The sequence below is a fragment of the Agrobacterium cavarae genome (assembly GCF_004310285.1).
Lineage (GTDB): Bacteria > Pseudomonadota > Alphaproteobacteria > Rhizobiales > Rhizobiaceae > Agrobacterium > Agrobacterium cavarae.
In genome coordinates this window covers 68638-85614 of record NZ_SISF01000033.1, presented here as the reverse complement: position 1 = coordinate 85614, position 16977 = coordinate 68638, and the positions used below count along the sequence as shown (strand labels likewise).

Sequence of the window (16977 nt, the reverse complement as noted above, 5' to 3'; positions counted from 1 at the left end):
AAGCCGAGTCTTATCAGCGCTCTGCGAGGGCCGGTTCGCCCTTCTTCTCACGCAGCAGATTGACGAAGCGGCGGAAGAGGTAGTGGCTGTCCTGCGGGCCGGGCGATGCTTCCGGGTGGTGCTGCACCGAGAAGACCGGCTTGCCGGTGATGCGCAGGCCGCAATTGGTGCCGTCGAACAGTGACGTGTGAGTCTCTTCAACGCCTTCCGGCAGAGACTTCGCATCCACCGCAAAGCCATGGTTCATGGACACGATTTCCACCTTGCCGGTGGTGAAGTCCTTAACCGGGTGGTTTGCGCCATGGTGGCCCTGGTGCATCTTCTCGGTCTTGGCGCCAACGGCAAGGCCGAGCATCTGGTGGCCGAGGCAGATACCGAAGATCGGCAGGTCCGTCTTGATCAGGTTCTGGATGACCGGAACGGCATAGGTGCCCGTTGCAGCAGGGTCTCCCGGGCCGTTGGAGAGGAATACGCCATCCGGCTTCAGCGCCATGATGTCTTCGGCAGAGGTCTGTGCCGGAACGACGGTGACCTTGCAATCCAGACCGGCGAAGAGACGCAGGATGTTGCGCTTGACGCCGAAGTCGACGCAGACGACATGGTACTTGGCGTCCTGCTCACCGAGCGTGCCGTAACCTTCGCCCCAAACCCACGGCGTTTCGCTCCAGACGGAGGACTGACCGGAGGTGGCTTCAATGGCGAGATCGAGACCGACGAGGCCGCTCCAGGCCTTGGCTTCAACCTTCAGCGCTTCGATGTCGAAAACGCCGTTCGGGTCATGGGCGATCACTGCGTTCGGAGCCCCGTTTTCGCGGATCCAAGCGGTCAGTGCGCGCGTGTCGATGCCGCACAGTCCGATGATGCCGCGGCTCTTCAGCCAGTCGTCGAGGTGCTTGGCGGCGCGGTAGTTGGACGGGTCGGTGATGTCGGCCTTGAAGATAACGCCAACCGCGCCGTGGCGTGCTGCCGGCGTCAGGTCTTCGATGTCTTCGTCATTGGTGCCGATATTGCCGATATGCGGGAAGGTGAAGGTGACGATCTGGCCGAGATAGGACGGATCGGTCAGGATTTCTTCGTAACCCGTCAGCGCGGTATTGAAGCAGACTTCCGCCTGAACCTTGCCTGTCGCGCCGATGCCGGTTCCCTCGATCACGGTGCCATCTGCAAGAACGAGCATGGCGGTCGGTTTGCGTGTTGTCCAGGGAGCTGTCTCGGTCATCTCGTTTTCCGTTTCTGCCGGTCCGGCCCGCCTCTTGAAAGGCAGGACGAAAGCGGTCATGTTTTCTCGCGGAGCAAGGACGCGCGAAAGCCTTCGCGTCGTAACCTTCGTTAAATTCTCGTGCAGGTGCCGGAAAATAACGGAAGCGGTCCGTGCGGTCAACCGCGGGGCCGGTGAATCCGCAGGAATTAAAAGCAAGCTTCTTCAAAGACTTGAGCAAAGAGTTTGCCGATTGACGCCTGCTCGTTTATGTCACCCGCACAATTGTTAAGGAAAGTCCTGGGCTGGAAATATCTTCACGTCCGGCTTTCCAAGGAGAAACTGAGATGATCCGCGATACATTCGCAAGCGCCCTGAAAGAAGCCATGAAGGCCAAGGATGCCCTTCGCCTGTCGACGATCCGTCTGGTGCAGACGGCCATCAAGGATCGCGATATCGCCAATCGCGGCGTTGGCAAGGAGCCTGTTTCGGATGAGGAAATCCTACAGATTCTCGCCAAGATGATCAAGCAACGCGAAGAGTCCTCCTCCATCTATGAGAAGGCCGGACGCGAAGAGCTTGCCAAGCAGGAGCGTGACGAAATCGCCATCATCAAGTCCTTCATGCCGGAAGAAATTCCAGAGGCGGAGGTTCGTGGCATCATCGAAGGCGTGATTGCCGAAACCGGCGCGTCGGGCCTGCGGGACATGGGCAAGGTGATGGCTGTTCTGAAGGAACGCTATCCGGGCCGTATCGATTTTGGCAAGGCATCGGGACAGATCAAGGATTTGCTGAAGTAAATCCAGCCACCTGTGTAAGACGATGAAAATAAGAAAGGCAGGGCCTATGTGGGAGCCCTGCCTTTCTTTTATCGGAAGGTGCGCCTGCGGACTGGCGACCTCTTATCGGGCGAGCGGTGGGGGGATTTCGCCCGGGCCTTCCGATGGTACTCATCACTCTCGACCTCATGTCGATGATGAGAGATTGCCACGCGTCTCGCTCCTCTTCAAATTACAAATAGGTAATTTGGGGCGGTTGGTTTCTGCCGCAATTTCGCCCGAAGTTTCGATAGAGCCCCTGCTTTGTGTTCAATGACGGACGCTGTGAATAACGTGTACGAGGACGCGTCAGGCTTGGTATTTGGCAGCCGACAGGCTTATATAGAAGATCGCCGGATGGCCGGCAGAGATTTCAGGTACAATGCGCTTTTCAAACTCCTTCCTCGACGAGATACGCGACCGGGTGAACATCTCCGATGTCATCGGCAAACGCGTGACGTGGGACAGGAAGAAGAGCAACGCCTCGAAGGGCGACTTCTGGGCATGCTGCCCCTTCCATGGCGAAAAGAGCCCGAGCTTTCACTGCGAGGATCGCAAGGGTCGTTACCATTGCTTCGGCTGTGGCGTTTCCGGCGATCATTTTCGCTTCCTGACGGACCTCGACGGCATGGCCTTCCCGGAGGCCGTGCAGCAGATTGCCGATATGGCGGGCGTTGCCATGCCACAGCCGGATGTGCAGGCCGAACGGCGCGAGCGGGAACGGGCTTCGCTTCAGGACGTCATGGAAATGGCGACCCTGTTTTTCCAGGATCAGTTGCAGACGGCGGCAGGGGCGAGAGCGCGCGCCTATCTGCGGGATCGAGGGCTTAGCGGACGCACCATCGAGACCTTCCGGCTGGGTTATGCGCCGGAAAGCCGCAATGCGCTGAAAGAGCATCTTGCGGCCAAGGGGATCACCAAGGAGCAGATGGAGGCCTGTGGCCTTGTCGTGCATGAGAACGTGCCGGTCTCCTATGACCGTTTCCGCGACCGCATCATGTTTCCCATCCTGTCGTCGCGCGAAAAGGTCATCGCCTTTGGCGGTCGTGCCATGGCGGCAGATGCGCTGGCGAAATATCTGAATTCGAACGAAACCGAACTCTTCCACAAGGGCAGCGTCCTTTACAATTTCGCCCGTGCGCGCCGCGCCACGCAATCCGCCGGCACGGTGATTGCGGTGGAAGGCTATATGGATGTGATCGCGCTTTATCAGGCGGGCGTCGAAAATGTCGTGGCGCCACTTGGTACGGCGCTGACCGAAAACCAGCTTGAGCTTTTATGGAAGATGGCGTCGCAGCCGGTACTCTGCTTCGATGGTGACGGCGCCGGTATTCGCGCCGCCAACCGTGCGGCGGATCTGGCGCTGCCTTATATCAAGCCCGGACGCTCGGTCAGCTTCGCGCTGCTTCCCGACGGCAAGGACCCGGACGATCTCGTGCGCCACGAGGGCAGGGCGCCTTTTGATCGCGTGCTTGCCGAGGCGAAGCCGCTGGCTGCGATGATCTGGAGCCGTGAGACGAGCTCGACCGCTTTCGATACGCCGGAAAAACGCGCCGAGCTGGAAAACCGTCTGCGCCAGATCGTGTCGGTGATTGGTGACGAAAGCGTGCGCCGCTTTTACCAGCAGGATATGCGCGACCGGCTGAATGCATTCTTCCAGCCGCAGTTTCAGCGCGGCGGCAACAACATGCCGAACCGCAACTTCGGTCGCGGTGCGCAGCCGAATGGCAGGAATGGACAACGCGGGCAGGGTGCAGCCTATCCAGGCGGCGGCGGGCGGATATCCGATCGGCTTAGCCAGTCCGGTCTGGTCAAGGGCTATCTGACGGCGCCGGCGCTTCGCGAAAGCGTTCTGGCGCTGACCATCGTCAACCATCCGCAACTCTTGCTGGAGGAATATGACGAGATTGCCGCGATCGACTACGAAAACCGCGATCTTCAGCGGCTGTGGTCGCAGGTGCTGACCTATGCGGCGGAGAATGCGGCGGAGCTGTCTCGTACTGGCCTCATGGAGCGGTTGGAGGCACATGGCTTCGACGCGATGGTGAAGGCGATGAACCAGCAGGTGCGCAATGCACGGCTCTGGACCGCGACCGAGCAGGCAGCACCGGAGGATGCGCGTGAGTGTTATATTCAGGCGCTCTCGCTGCACAAGCGTACCAAGGCTCTGCGCTGGCAGATGGTCGATCTCGAACGGGAAATTGCCGAGGCTATCGAGGCTGGAGATAGCGAACGCGTCACTCTGCTGATGCGCGCCCTTTCCGAGGTACAGCTTGAAATCGGCCGGATGGAAAACCAGGAGGCGATCATCGATGGCTTCGGTGTGATGTCGGGCAGGGTGAAGGGTCCAGCTTACGGGCATGGATGAAGCGTGTTTCGATGGTGGAGATCGGCCGCTCAGGCGCTAGCGTCTTGGGTTGTTGCCCACCGTTACCGCAAAATCGCGTGACGCTTTTCGTGCAGCGTGCATTCGTTGTTTCGACGCGCTCAGGCTTGCCTTTTGTAATTATTGCCCTAAATAGGGGATAAGTTGGTGAAGGCCCGCAAAATGTTGCCGCTATGACGGCTTTTTCGGTTTTTAACCCTAGGTCTGGCCGGAAAGGCTTGACGTAACGGGAAATAGCGGGAATCACCATTTCAGGAAAAGTAAGGTGGAATGGACCTTGGCGGATCGAAACTGCATGAGCATGTATTTCCGAATGCACTGTCTTAAGGTTCCTCCGGTAAGTGCCGCGTTTAATCGGCAGTTAAAGATCATTCCGTTAGGTGTTTGACGTGATTCGGGGCTGTCGCCGGAAACCTTTCCAAGGTGGACGGCGTTGGCCCAAGGCGGATGTGAGCGTCAGGGAAAGCGACGAGATAGATGGCAACCAAAGTCAAAGAAAACGAAGAAGCTGAAAACGAACGCGATGGCGCGACGGATGGGCCGCTTCTCGATCTTTCGGATGACGCGGTCAAGAAAATGATCAAGGCCGCCAAGAAGCGCGGCTACGTCACCATGGATGAACTCAACGAAGTTCTGCCATCCGATCAGGTCGATCCCGATCGCATCGAAGACATCATGGCGATGCTCAGCGAAATGGGCATCAACGTGGTCGAGGACGAAGACGCCGAGGAAGCTTCCCCCGAGGCTGACAACGACGATTCCGACAGTGACGAGTCCGAAGGTGGCGAACTTGCGCCTTCGAGCGGCACGGCACTTGCGGCCGCCAAGAAGAAAGAGCCGACCGACCGCACCGACGACCCGGTGCGCATGTATCTGCGCGAAATGGGCTCGGTGGAGCTTCTGTCGCGCGAAGGCGAAATTGCGATCGCCAAGCGCATCGAGGCCGGCCGCGAGACGATGATCTCGGGCCTGTGCGAAAGCCCGCTGACCTTCCAGGCGCTGATCATCTGGCGCGACGAGCTCAACGAAGGCACGACGCTGCTGCGCGAGATCATCGATCTCGAAACCACCTATTCCGGTCCCGAAGCCAAGGCTGCACCGCAGTTCCAGAGCCCGGAAAAGATCGAGGCCGACCGCAAGGCTGCCGAAGAGAAGGAAAAGACCCGCCGCGCCCGTAATCCGGGTGGCGACGACGACGTGACCAATGTCGGCGGCGAAGGCCTGCCGCCGGAAGAGGAAGAAGAGGACGACGACGAGTCGAACCTGTCTCTTGCCGCCATGGAAGCGGAACTGCGTCCGCAGGTCATGGAAACGCTGGACACGATTGCCGATACCTACAAGAAGCTGCGCAAGCTTCAGGATCAGCAGGTCGAGGCGCGTCTGGCCTGCACGGGCACGCTGTCCACCGGCCAGGAGCGTCGCTACAAGGAACTGAAGGATCAGCTGATCACGGCGGTGAAGTCGCTGTCGCTGAACCAGAACCGTATCGACAGCCTTGTCGAGCAGCTCTACGACATTTCCAAGCGCCTGATGCAGAACGAAGGCCGTCTGTTGCGTCTTGCAGAATCCTACGGCGTGAAGCGCGACAGCTTCCTCGAGCAGTATCATGGTGCGGAGCTCGATCCGAACTGGATGAAGTCGATCGCCAACCTTGCAGCCAAGGGCTGGAAGGAATTCGCGCGCGAAGAGAACAACACGATCCGCGACATTCGTCAGGAAATTCAGAACCTGGCGCAGGAAACGGGTATTTCGATTGCCGAATTCCGCCGCATCGTTTCGATGGTGCAGAAGGGTGAGCGCGAGGCCCGCATCGCCAAGAAGGAAATGGTGGAAGCCAATCTTCGTCTGGTGATCTCGATTGCCAAGAAGTACACCAACCGCGGCCTGCAGTTCCTCGATCTCATTCAGGAAGGCAATATCGGCCTGATGAAGGCGGTCGACAAGTTCGAATATCGTCGCGGCTACAAGTTCTCGACCTACGCCACATGGTGGATTCGTCAGGCGATCACCCGCTCGATCGCCGACCAGGCGCGCACGATCCGTATTCCGGTGCACATGATCGAAACGATCAACAAGATCGTTCGGACATCACGCCAGATGCTGCATGAGATCGGTCGCGAACCGACACCGGAAGAGCTGGCTGAAAAGCTGGCGATGCCTCTCGAAAAGGTCCGCAAGGTTCTGAAAATCGCCAAGGAGCCGATCTCGCTTGAAACGCCCGTGGGTGACGAAGAAGATTCGCATCTCGGCGACTTCATCGAGGATAAGAACGCGCTTCTGCCGATCGACGCCGCCATCCAGGCGAACCTTCGTGAAACCACGACCCGCGTTCTCGCATCGCTGACGCCACGCGAAGAGCGTGTGCTGCGCATGCGCTTCGGTATCGGCATGAACACCGACCACACGCTGGAAGAAGTCGGCCAGCAGTTCTCGGTTACGCGCGAACGTATCCGCCAGATCGAGGCGAAGGCACTGCGCAAGCTGAAGCATCCGAGCCGCTCGCGCAAGCTGCGCTCGTTCCTCGACAGCTGATCGGCAGTCGCACAAGATTTAAAACCCGGTCAGACGATGGCCGGGTTTTTTGCTTTCATGCGGTCAAAGTTTTCACGCCGGGGCCGATTTTCGGTCGCTTGAGATGTCAACGCCTATGGAAACACCCCTGAAACAGAACATGCGGCGACCAAGAAACTGGATCATCCCAGCGTCTGTGCTGCTGCATGTTGTGCTCATCGGGGCACTGTATTTCTACGGCGACTATGAGGCTTCTATGCCCGTTGAGCCGGAGAGCGTGAGCGTGGAACTGGTGGACCCTCCGAAGGAGGAGCCGCCACCGCCACCAGAGGAGAAGAAGGCGGAAGAAGCGAAGACGCCGGAACCACCACCACCGCCGCCGCCGCCGGATAATCAGCGCGCGGCCAGCCTTCCCAGCGTTGCCATTCGTCCCGACAAGACGCAGCTTGATGCGCGTGATGAACCAAGGGAACAAACGGACCAAGGCGGGCAGGAACAGAGACAGCCGGGTCAAGGAGCGGCTCCAGAAGCGCAGAACGAAGAGATGGTTGCCAAGCAGGAGCCGCCGGCAACTCCGGTCGCACCTTCACCATCAACGCCAGTGTCTTCCGAAGCTTCTGCAATCCCTGCCAATGCCGCAAATGGTGAGATCGCGGCCTCTCAGAACCCGCCTGTTCAGGATCAGGTTACCACTGTGGTGCCTGTGCCAAGGCCAGATCCAAAAGAACTTAAGCCCTCGCAAGCGGATGCCCCGGCCTCCGGTGAGGGTAATCCAGAGCTGAAGCCCGCAAAAAAGATACTGGCAAGCGGTAAGCGCCCGAAACCGATGCTTAGACAAATCATGGGGAAGTTGCCTCCGCAAGAGCGCGTCGCGCAACTATGTATTGCGGAGACAATGGCTCAAATCAGAGTAAATAAGGGTAGTTTCATCGGATTGCAGCCGCATACGGGCAAAGACTATCCAATCGCTGGCAACCTCATGAACGCCAAGGGTGCGTTCAATGTCGGCAACAATACATGGTTCGCTGTCGACTACCGATGCGAAGTCGACATCGACAAATACATCGTTACGGATTTCCGTTTTCACATCGGTGGCCAGTTTGCACCAGAAGACGTCAAGCGCCTCAAGCTTCCAGAGGGTTGATAGCGTGCAGAGTATTGGTCGGAAGATCCTCAGCGACCCCTGTGAACGGGGCTTGAAGCGAGAATACTACCCTAAAAGTGCCCTATAGCACTGGCCCGAAAATCGGAATCGATTCCTGAAAAGTGCGTTACGCAGATTTTAACAGTGGGACGCGTCCTTCGTGCGTCTAATAGGACGCACGGCACTCTGCGTTTTACGCCTCGACCTTTTTGCCAACAAGCTTGCCGATAGACGACAGCAAGGAATCCTCGTCATAGGGCTTGCGGATGATCGGCACGTGCGCCAGTTCGCCCGGTACCATGATGCCGTCGGCGTAGCCGGTGGCGAACATGAAGGGGATTTCGCGTCTCAGCAACTCGTAGGCCACCGGGATTGAGGTATCGCTGCCAAGATTGATGTCCAGTATGGCAATGTCCGGCTTGGCCGTCTTGAGCTTTTCCAGCGCCATTGCGGACGATGTCGCGGTTTCGATGTCGGTAATGCCATGCTGTTCCAGCATGTACTCCACGTCCATGGCGATCAGCATCTGATCTTCAACGAGAAATACGTTCAACTTTTCCTCCGGGGAATAGGATGCGAAATCGACTTTTCCGCCGATCTGCGTGTCGTTGGTCGTTTCCACGACGCTGACCGAGGCATGGCGCGCGGGGATGAGAATTTGTGCTTCCAAGCCATGGGGCAGATAATCGATGCGGCTCTTGCCGCCGAGGTCGTAGGGAACGCTGCGGCTGATGAGTGCCGTTCCGAAGCCGGTTTTTGCTGGCGGCGTTATTCTGGTGCGGGCTTTTTCCTGCCAGTCGAGCACGACGTCACGCCGCTCGTTGAGGCGCCAAGAAACAGACAACTCCCCGCCGGCATGGGCAAGCGCGCCGTATTTGGCGGCATTGGTGGCCAGTTCATGCAGGACGAGTGCCATGACCGAAAAGGCGCGCGAATCCAGCACCACGGCCGGTCCATCGAGCGTAATCACAGTTTCCGGCGAGCGATGAGGAGAAAGCTCTGCCTCCAGCAGATCCTTCAACATGCCACCACCTTCGCCGCGGACGACCTGATCATGGGCAAAGGAGAGCGCCTGGATGCGTCCCTTGAGCGCCGTCACATATTCCTGCAGGGTGCGGCCTTCCTGGGTGGGGTTGCCCACGAGGGATTTGATAATGGCCAGCACGTTCTTGACGCGGTGGTTCAGCTCTTCGTTCAGCATGCGTTGGCGTACTTCTGCCTGCGCTCTCTCGTCTGCCATCAACTCGCTATGGCGGAATGCCACTTCCACCAGCGCAACGCGGGCCGCTTCTGCAATCTGCCGGTCTTCATCCGTCCAGGGCTGGGCCTGTTTGTGAACGGTTTCCTTCCAGATGGCAAAGCTCTTGCGCGGTGTCAGACGGTCACCCATCGGGCCTGTCTGATAGGATTTTTCCGGATTGCCACCCCAGTTCAGCGTCTGGATCAACTCCTTGCGGAAGAACAGAAGATAATCGTTCTTCACCTGCGAGAGCGAAACGGCCATCAGGCCGGCCGTCACGCCGCTATACTCCTCAGCCTCGGGCAAGTGGTTGAAGAGCGCATGGGTCGCCCACACCTTGCCCTCTGCCACGGAGTGCAGAAGCCTGCCGATGTGCGGAATGGCGGTGTCCGGCGGCGTGCTGCCGACGCTATACCAATTGTCGTTCATCAACAGACCGACGCCGTCGCAGGGCATCAGTGTCTTGAAGTCGTGCAAGTTGTCCGCCAGAAGCTCTTCGATATTCGTCTGGTGGGTGGCAAGACGCAGGAATCGATCGAGTGCTGCGTGCGCGTCCTGCGCGGTCATCAGCTTTTTCTGCTGCTTGAGTGCCTGCAGGTGGAGGGAAAAGAACTCGCCGAACATTTCCGCCGCAATGCGCACCGGCATGGGCAGGATTCGCGGAGAATAATGGTGACAGGCAATCAGCCCCCACAGCTCGCCCTCGACAATGATGGAAATCGACATGGAGGCCGACACACCCATATTGCGAAGATATTCCAAGTGAATGGGCGAGACGCTGCGCAGATGAGCGTAGGAGAGATCGAGATGCTCTCCTGATGCGTCGAGACGCGGGATGACTGGGACCGTTTCACCCTCTGTGTTGGAAATGATGCGCAGCGTGTTCTTGAGATACAGCGCGCGCGCCTGCTGAGGAATGTCGCTTGCCGGAAAGTACTGGCCGAGGAAGCTCTCGAGCGCGGGCTGCTTTGCTTCCGATATGACCTTGCCCGCGCCATCCTGCTCGAAGCGGTAGATCATCACCCGGTCATAGCCGAGCATTGCCTTGATCAGACGGGATGTACGGGAAATCAGACTGTCGACATTGTCGGCTTCGCGAATGCGATCGATCATCAACTGAGCCGTGTGAAGAGGCTGTGCCTCATCGGTCGCTGTTTCCAGCTCTATGATCGTGACGGACTTATAGCGATGGATCGCAACATCATAGGCTCTGCCATTGCCCATGCGAACATTGGGCAGAAGGGCGGCACGGTTGCTGTTTGCCGTCACCGTCAAGGCATTGCGCAGATCGTGCACGGCCGTATTGCCGAAGATTTCTTCGGTCTGGCGCCCGGTCAGGTCGCCTGCTATGCCAAGGAAGGCCTTGCAGTTCTCTGAATAGCGAAGGACTGTGCGCATTGCGTTATCGCACACGATCAAACATCCATGCGGCTGAATGCTGCCTGGAATGTGAATCGGTTCTCTATCGCAGTTTGTGAGATCGACCTTCTCGTCTAAAGGCATCATGGGTCAGTGTTCCAAGCGCAGTGTTATGCTGGACTGCAGGTGGGCCGCTCTTTGAAGGGAAGAGTTGGGCCAGTGGAAATCCCTTGTTATCTCTCTCCCTAAAGGAGAGGGTGCAAAGGTCCCAGAGCCGTTGTCTTGCATTTCGTCAAAAGTGCATATTCCAAGTTCTTCTGCGCTTGCAAGGCAATTCATAGATCGTCTCGTCCGTGGGGTGTGCGTCCAGTACGCACCGACTTTGCCCATAGTGAGCAATAACGGCCAGCTTTTACTTTGGTTCCAGCAGTAGGAAAGAATAATTATGCCGCAAAAGACGATTGAACTGAGCACACGGGGACAGGGTCTTTACGAGTTTACCGATGAAGCTGCCGCGTTCGTCAGGAATGCCGGGATGGAGGAGGGGCTTTTGACGGTGTTCGTGCGGCACACCTCCTGCTCGCTGATCATTCAGGAGAACGCCGACCCGGATGTGCAACGTGATCTCAAGACATTCTTCTCGCGCCTCGTGCCGCCCTCCAGCGATCCGACGATGCGCTGGGTCGTCCATACGATGGAAGGACCGGATGATATGCCGGCGCATATCAAGGCGGCGCTGACGCAGGTCTCGATCGGCATTCCCGTGTCCGCGGGCCGGATGATGCTTGGCACGTGGCAGGGCATCTATCTTTTCGAGCATCGGGATCGTCCGCACCGGCGCGACGTGGTGCTGCATCTTTCCGTTTGAGAGTTTTCCTTGCCTGAACGATGGGTGAATGGCCGGTTCTGATCATGTTCAGCAGGCCTTGATTAGTGTCTGCTCAATCGGTCGGGCGCAAATGCTAGGCCACGGTTTTTAGAAACGGAGCAAGACCCATGATTGGCAACTTTGTAAAAGCAGGTTTGGCAGCCCTTATTGCACTCGGCGGCGTTTCCGCCACAGCCACCAGCGCCTCTGCCGATGGTTTCCGGTACGGCATGTATGTTCAGGATGGCTATCGCCATGGCGGCCACGGTGGTCCGGGTTGGGGCCGTCCGGATCGCGGTCGTGATCGCTGCTCGCCTTGGCTTGCAGAAGAGAAAGCAAGCCGCATGGGCATTCGTCGCGCTCGCGTTGTCGATGTTTCGCCGCGCCGCGTCGTTGTCGCCGGCTTCGATCGCTACGGCCGTGACCGCGTTGTGTTCGCCAATGTTCGTGGCTGCCCGGTCATCCGCCGCTAATTCCTGATCGCTGATCCGATCAGAACAATGCCTCCGTCATGAGAATGGCGGGGGCATTTTTGTTTTGGCCGACGTTTCAGCATCGAGATTAAAGAAGGGGCGCGCTTGGGAGGCGCGCCCTTTCTGATTTATTGCTCGATGGCGAATGTCACATTGACGTTGATGACATAGGTATTTTCGCCTGCGGCAATCGGCACGCTGTCTTCCTTTTGCATGGTGGCGCGCATCATCGGTGCGGGAACCGGCAGTGGGCGAGGGCTGTTCTCGCTGATCTCAAGAACGCGTCCGACCTTCACACCGGCTGCTTCGGCCAGCGTCTTTGCCTTGGCAACGGCGTTCTCCACCGCCTTCTTGCGTGCATCGGTGAAGACCGCTTCCGGATTGTCGTTGGTAAAGGTGATATCGCCACCCTGGTTGATGCCGAGCTTCACCGACGTATCGAGGATCCCGCCGAGCTTGGTCAGGTCGCGCACCCGCACTGTCAGTCCGTTGGTCACCTGATATCCGGTAATTTCGGGCGGAATATAGACACCATCCTTCGGCTCGAACTGCTTATAGACGGGCTGTACCGAAAAATTGGAAGTCTGCAGATCGCGGTCGGCAATGCCGGCCTTCTTCAAAGCTGCCTGAACTTCCGTCATCGCCTTGTTGTTTTCGCTCAAGGCCTCGGCGGCCGTTGGCGCCTGCTTCAGGACACTGAAGGAAAGAACGGCCATATCGGGAGCGGTAGAGGCGTTGCCTTCGCCCGAAACCGTAATCGTCGCTTCGCGCGGCTTGGCGTCTTGCGCAAGGGCTGCGAATGGCGCGAGCGCGGCAAGCGTGACGGAGCCAATAGCGATCGAACGAGCCAGTCTGGATACCATGAAAAAGTCCTCTGTTGATGTCCCTCTACATCCTATGGCTTTAGATTATGAGACTATTACGGCATAGATTGTGTCAGCCGATTTTCAACGGCTTGTCGCACCGGAAAAATTGCGTTAGAGCGAGACCCACGCACCGGCTGGACCATTGCAGCCCTGCGCATCGACGCGTTTTGCTTCGAAGGGCCTGTAGCTCAATGGTTAGAGCCGGCGGCTCATAACCGCTTGGTTGGGGGTTCGAGTCCCTCCGGGCCCACCATTTTTTTCAAACTGATCGGCGGTAATATCGACAATCACCGTTCCAGCCTGAAGCCAGGCGTGAGACCTGCCGTCACGGTATTCTTTTATAACTTGTTTGGGGGACGATCGGGAATGAATCCCCTCCGTTCGCCTGGCTTAGCCCCAAGGCCGGCGAAAATCTGTAGGTTCAGTTTTTCGGCCAGTTCAGGTGGCGGCTCCTTGTTGTCGAGGACGATTATTTGCATAGACGGATCGACAGACGCTAAGCTCTCCCAGAACTTGGGCTCAATCGTGGGCTCAATCCGGCCATCGTCAGCTTCGATGTTCGTTTGACCGCGACCTTGCTTCACAGTCGTCAGCGGAGAGTCGAGAACAATAAATCCCGGATGCGGCTTTCCGCGGCTGCGGCAATATCTCAACAATGCCACCGAAATAGCCGCATGCATTACTGCTCGGAATCCCTTTCCGTGAGCGCGACGGACTTTCCCATTGACCTTTATGTCATATTGGCTCTCCTCGAATTCGACTCTGACGTCGTCTTTCCAAGACCAATCCTTGAGGACCGCTTCGATCTCCTTGCACAGTTCGGTCGTGGCCATGGGATCGAGAGGAGCCCATTTCAGCTTCTTCAGCGGCTCCTCCATAGCCTTTTCAAGTTCCGCCTTCATTCTCTCGAGCTTCGCGGCTTCGGAGCGGTCGGCGCGAGCTGACTGTAGATCAAGCCGTTTATTCACTACGTCGTCCAGCGATGCTTTGGTCTGTTGACGGGCCGGGGCTAAGACGGCGTCTTGTAGTCTGTCGATCTCCTGTAGCCGGGCGGCATCTTCACTTGCGCCATGCTTCCAGTCATCGCGCCTTTGTCGCAGGTCGGAAATCGCGTTCTGCAGATCAGCTTGCAATCCACGTATCTTGGCAGCCTCCGCCGAAGCCGATCCGTAAACCTCTTCAGAGCTGAATTTAGGTCCAAGGTCATCTGGGTGGTCGTGCTCCGCTCCTTCGAGCGATTGTCCGCATAAGGGGCAAGCGTTGGTCTGCAGTCCATCAAGGTAGTAGGAGCCTTCCGCAATGAAATCGAGACGCTGGAGGTCGGACAAATATCTTTCGTCAAGCAGCCTATAACGGGTCAGCATGGCATCGAGGGCGACAACCTGCGTCTCGGACTTCACAAGCGATTGGTAGACAGTTCCCCTCTCGGACTGAAGCCGCGAGCGCTCGGCCGCGTTTCTTTCGAGAGCTTCCGACAATCTGGTGATGGTATCTTCCAGGCGGTTGATACTCTCCTCTTCTTCATCCGCCTTCCGTTCCTTCAAACGAGCGTTCAAAGGCGCAATCAAGTCCGCCAGGAGATCGCGTTGCGCTTGAAGCCGCGCCGAAACAATTTCTCGCTTTTCCTGGGCGACGATGCTGACGTCGTCTTTTCCGGTCAAGAGATAAGAGAACATGCGCTTCTCTGCCGTGTCGCCGAACCCGCCCCGCAAGATGGGGGAGCCTTCCGTGATGATGTCGTTTTCATCGACAAGGAATATCGGTAGCATGGTACGGATTGACAGTCGCTGGGTCTCGCCGCCTGCATTCTTCCGCAGCGTCACTGTCTCAGGCAGTCCGAAGAACGGAAACACCCTCGAAGTGACATCGGGCACAACTGACCGCCCTTGGCGCTTCGAGGCGAGGATTTCCACCTGATTGTCATCCCTGCGAACCCGTTCTTTGTCGGGGCGAGGCGCTTCGAAATTGTCGTCCCCTATCAGGTCGCAGATGGAATGGGAATACGCGAGGACCTCGCCACCCTGGAGACTTCGCTCCAGAGTAAGAACCTCATCCTCAGCATTCCTGAATTCGAGCCAAACTGTCTCGTAGTCGGCAGCTTCATCAATTGTCTTTTTTAGCTCATCTGCACCGAGGACATAGTCAACGAGCCTCGCGAGGTAGCTCTTCCCGGTATCGGAGTCGCCAGAAACCACGTTTGGACCACGATTGAAGCGTATCATCGCGTCAAGCTGGCCCCTCCCGGTCATCCGTATCTCAGCTATTCGCGACATCAGAGAACAATATCCTTCAAGGCTGCAAGGGCATCGAATTCCGCTCCCCACTTTCCCACCTGGTTCGCCATGTAGGCCTGCAGACGGTCATCGGTGTAAGGGTCAAACCTCTCGGCTACCCATTTGGCACGATCCCGCAAACCTTCTGCGTAACTTGTCTTCAGAAGTCCGACAAAAGCGGATGTGAGGTCGGAGCCGGAATAATAGATTCCCCGATCAGTCATGTGCCGGACGACAAGCTCTCTCGCGTACATCAGGGATAGACCGGTATAGACGATCTGCCGCTTTATAATCCATTCCGCTCCGCGGTTCGGCACCGCAGGATGTAGGCTCGGACGCGACCCGTCGACGTCGCCGGAGTGAACGAGGAGGTAGTCATAGCTGATGAGGCGTTGAACATCGAATAGAGCCGGCCTAGATGCCGACAATATGAACAGCAACCGAAAACCGCATTCGACCGGAGTGTTGAACAAGCGCGGTGGTTGCGGTCTTGTTTCAGCGTGCGCGGCGTTAATCATTCTGGCACCATTTCGCTATGCCGTCGTTCGCAAGATGATGGCATATGCCTTCACGATCCAATGGTTCCATGTGAGGCTTGAGAACGTGTGCGTCGATCTCCTGATGTTGGGCGGCTTTGACCGTCGCAGTTAGACGCTCATGACCGCTGGCCGCCTGACCATTGTATGTATGATATAGGCCGTCCCCGAACTTCTTCACCAGATCATGAAAGAATTCGACGTGTTGCATCTGGTCATGAGCGAGGCGTTTGAGTCCCTCAGCGCTGTAAAACGTGATGCGCGAGCGCTCGAACAATGTCGCGGATTTGCGGTGGGTCGCGAAATCAGCTTGTTTTGTCACCGGCGCGGAAATCATCTCGCTAATCACCTCATAAAGCTGCTGAATATACCCGCGCTCCTCCTCCGCGATGGAGGAAGGCGGGGTTGGAGGAGGACCTCTATCACTCAGTTGTTTGCCAAACACTATTTCATGGAAATTAGTGTTGGAGTGTTCTTTGAGTATATCAAGTGGTTGCTTGATCATGACTATCGAGAGGTCGATGCCCTCCACAAACTTCAGTAAGTCGCCTTCAAGCTTGATGACCGATTTACCGACTATCTCCTTAGAGCAATAACTGTCCCAGTTCGCGATCAGCTCGGCCTTCAGATTTTCAGGCTGATCTACTAGGTCTTGGAAATCATTCGTAACCCCTTTGTGGGTTACGAACCAATACTCCTTCGGCATGGAAAATTTGCCGATAGACGCAAAATACAGAACCTTGCCTATTTCAGTTAGGCCGATCTTGGCACCGATCTTTCCTTTATAACGCTTGCATTGGTACAGATGCCAAAACCGATCCGGAGCTCCCGATGCGCCAAACCACACGACGATGTCACGGCCCTTGTCGCCTGCGCCGCCGCGTTGCTGGACATCAGTTACCCCCGCAAGCTTTTCCTTCAGATAACCATGGGCCCATTCGAGTACAAACCGCTCGAACTCATCTGGGCTAAACAGTCCGAGCCTGTCGAGTGGCTTGACTGGAAGACCATAACCGACGCCAACGCCGAGCAACCGGGCGTTAGCACCTGGCCATTTTGTAGGAGCATCAACAGCTTGAAGATCGTCTTTTTGCAAGATTATCCCGCCCGGTATTCTTGATTCGCAACATACCGGCGCTATTCAGTAGGCACAAGCCAGAGATGTGTTGGCGGCGATCTGCAAGTAACCTAATCTCTACGGTCACTTTGAAATAAATCCACACCGCTGTAGTACCCGCGAGCCTTGAGTCCTATTGCAGGATGGTCGTATTTCAGCTGTGACCACTGCCCGTGAGCCTTTTCGTA

The 16977-nt window shown here is 57.1% G+C and carries 12 protein-coding genes and 1 tRNA gene; 7 read left to right on the top strand and 6 right to left on the bottom strand.

The annotated features are described in order from the left end of the window. Positions 1 to 13 precede the first annotated feature (13 nt). A complete protein-coding gene (carA, locus tag EYC79_RS18785) occupies positions 14 to 1219 on the bottom strand; it encodes a glutamine-hydrolyzing carbamoyl-phosphate synthase small subunit (protein WP_062426631.1) in 1206 nt (401 codons plus the stop codon). A gap of 326 nt (positions 1220 to 1545) precedes the next feature. On the opposite strand from carA, the gene EYC79_RS18780 reads away from it, so the two are divergent. From EYC79_RS18780 to EYC79_RS18765, 4 genes are all read left to right on the top strand, one after another. Continuing rightward, positions 1546 to 1998, top strand: a complete 453-nt coding sequence (locus EYC79_RS18780) for a GatB/YqeY domain-containing protein (RefSeq protein ID WP_062440409.1) — start codon at positions 1546 to 1548, stop codon at positions 1996 to 1998. A 400-nt stretch (positions 1999 to 2398) separates the two neighbouring features. Next, on the top strand, positions 2399 to 4384 hold the full coding sequence (gene dnaG, locus EYC79_RS18775) for a DNA primase (RefSeq protein ID WP_130979052.1): 1986 nt from the start codon (positions 2399 to 2401) through the stop codon (positions 4382 to 4384). Positions 4385 to 4879: 495 nt separating this feature from the next. Next, positions 4880 to 6934: an RNA polymerase sigma factor RpoD gene (rpoD, locus tag EYC79_RS18770; protein WP_062426456.1), complete on the top strand. Its 2055-nt coding sequence runs from the start codon at positions 4880 to 4882 to the stop codon at positions 6932 to 6934. A gap of 115 nt (positions 6935 to 7049) precedes the next feature. Continuing rightward, positions 7050 to 8057 carry a DUF930 domain-containing protein gene (locus tag EYC79_RS18765; protein ID WP_130979050.1) on the top strand — a complete coding sequence of 336 codons (1008 nt, stop codon included), beginning with the start codon at positions 7050 to 7052 and terminating at the stop codon, positions 8055 to 8057. A 193-nt stretch (positions 8058 to 8250) separates the two neighbouring features. On the opposite strand, the gene EYC79_RS18760 is transcribed toward EYC79_RS18765, so the two are convergent. Beyond that, positions 8251 to 10803, bottom strand: a complete 2553-nt coding sequence (locus EYC79_RS18760) for an HWE histidine kinase domain-containing protein (RefSeq protein WP_130979048.1) — start codon at positions 10801 to 10803, stop codon at positions 8251 to 8253. 298 nt (positions 10804 to 11101) lie between these two features. On the opposite strand from EYC79_RS18760, the gene EYC79_RS18755 reads away from it, so the two are divergent. After that, a complete protein-coding gene (locus EYC79_RS18755; RefSeq protein WP_113266843.1) occupies positions 11102 to 11524 on the top strand; it encodes a secondary thiamine-phosphate synthase enzyme YjbQ in 423 nt (140 codons plus the stop codon). A 128-nt stretch (positions 11525 to 11652) separates the two neighbouring features. Next, the gene (locus EYC79_RS18750) at positions 11653 to 11997 is read left to right on the top strand and encodes a hypothetical protein (protein ID WP_062426460.1); all 345 of its coding nucleotides are present in this window, start codon (positions 11653 to 11655) and stop codon (positions 11995 to 11997) included. A gap of 128 nt (positions 11998 to 12125) precedes the next feature. Here the strand turns inward: EYC79_RS18750 and EYC79_RS18745 are convergent, their stop codons facing one another. After that, on the bottom strand, positions 12126 to 12860 hold the full coding sequence (locus EYC79_RS18745; RefSeq protein ID WP_111846876.1) for an SIMPL domain-containing protein: 735 nt from the start codon (positions 12858 to 12860) through the stop codon (positions 12126 to 12128). A 180-nt stretch (positions 12861 to 13040) separates the two neighbouring features. Between EYC79_RS18745 and EYC79_RS18740 the strand changes: the two genes are divergently transcribed. Continuing rightward, positions 13041 to 13116, top strand: a tRNA-Ile gene (locus EYC79_RS18740). An 85-nt stretch (positions 13117 to 13201) separates the two neighbouring features. Here EYC79_RS18740 and EYC79_RS18735 read toward each other — a convergent pair. Genes EYC79_RS18735 through EYC79_RS18725 form a run of 3 tightly spaced genes read right to left on the bottom strand, consistent with a single transcriptional unit; the run spans position 13202 to position 16768 of the window. Then, entirely contained in the window at positions 13202 to 15136 is a 1935-nt protein-coding gene (locus EYC79_RS18735) for a hypothetical protein (RefSeq protein WP_130979046.1), read from the bottom strand. Then, positions 15136 to 15654: an ABC-three component system middle component 2 gene (locus EYC79_RS23985; protein WP_205654435.1), complete on the bottom strand. Its 519-nt coding sequence runs from the start codon at positions 15652 to 15654 to the stop codon at positions 15136 to 15138. The genes EYC79_RS18735 and EYC79_RS23985 overlap by 1 nt, the downstream gene beginning before the upstream one ends. Beyond that, the gene (locus tag EYC79_RS18725) at positions 15647 to 16768 is read right to left on the bottom strand and encodes an ABC-three component system protein (RefSeq protein ID WP_245495316.1); all 1122 of its coding nucleotides are present in this window, start codon (positions 16766 to 16768) and stop codon (positions 15647 to 15649) included. The genes EYC79_RS23985 and EYC79_RS18725 overlap by 8 nt, the downstream gene beginning before the upstream one ends. Between the last annotated feature and the right edge of the window lie 209 nt (positions 16769 to 16977).

Excerpts from the sequence above, each read along its gene's own strand:
- carA (WP_062426631.1), bottom strand. The coding sequence starts at position 1,219 with ATGACCGAGACAGCTCCCTGGACAACACGCAAACCGACCGCCATGCTC.
- EYC79_RS18780 (WP_062440409.1), top strand. The coding sequence starts at position 1,546 with ATGATCCGCGATACATTCGCAAGCGCCCTGAAAGAAGCCATGAAGGCC.
- dnaG (WP_130979052.1), top strand. The coding sequence starts at position 2,399 with ATGCGCTTTTCAAACTCCTTCCTCGACGAGATACGCGACCGGGTGAAC.
- rpoD (WP_062426456.1), top strand. The coding sequence starts at position 4,880 with ATGGCAACCAAAGTCAAAGAAAACGAAGAAGCTGAAAACGAACGCGAT.
- EYC79_RS18765 (WP_130979050.1), top strand. The coding sequence starts at position 7,050 with ATGGAAACACCCCTGAAACAGAACATGCGGCGACCAAGAAACTGGATC.
- EYC79_RS18760 (WP_130979048.1), bottom strand. The coding sequence starts at position 10,803 with ATGATGCCTTTAGACGAGAAGGTCGATCTCACAAACTGCGATAGAGAA.
- EYC79_RS18755 (WP_113266843.1), top strand. The coding sequence starts at position 11,102 with ATGCCGCAAAAGACGATTGAACTGAGCACACGGGGACAGGGTCTTTAC.
- EYC79_RS18750 (WP_062426460.1), top strand. The coding sequence starts at position 11,653 with ATGATTGGCAACTTTGTAAAAGCAGGTTTGGCAGCCCTTATTGCACTC.
- EYC79_RS18745 (WP_111846876.1), bottom strand. The coding sequence starts at position 12,860 with ATGGTATCCAGACTGGCTCGTTCGATCGCTATTGGCTCCGTCACGCTT.
- EYC79_RS18735 (WP_130979046.1), bottom strand. The coding sequence starts at position 15,136 with ATGTCGCGAATAGCTGAGATACGGATGACCGGGAGGGGCCAGCTTGAC.
- EYC79_RS23985 (WP_205654435.1), bottom strand. The coding sequence starts at position 15,654 with ATGATTAACGCCGCGCACGCTGAAACAAGACCGCAACCACCGCGCTTG.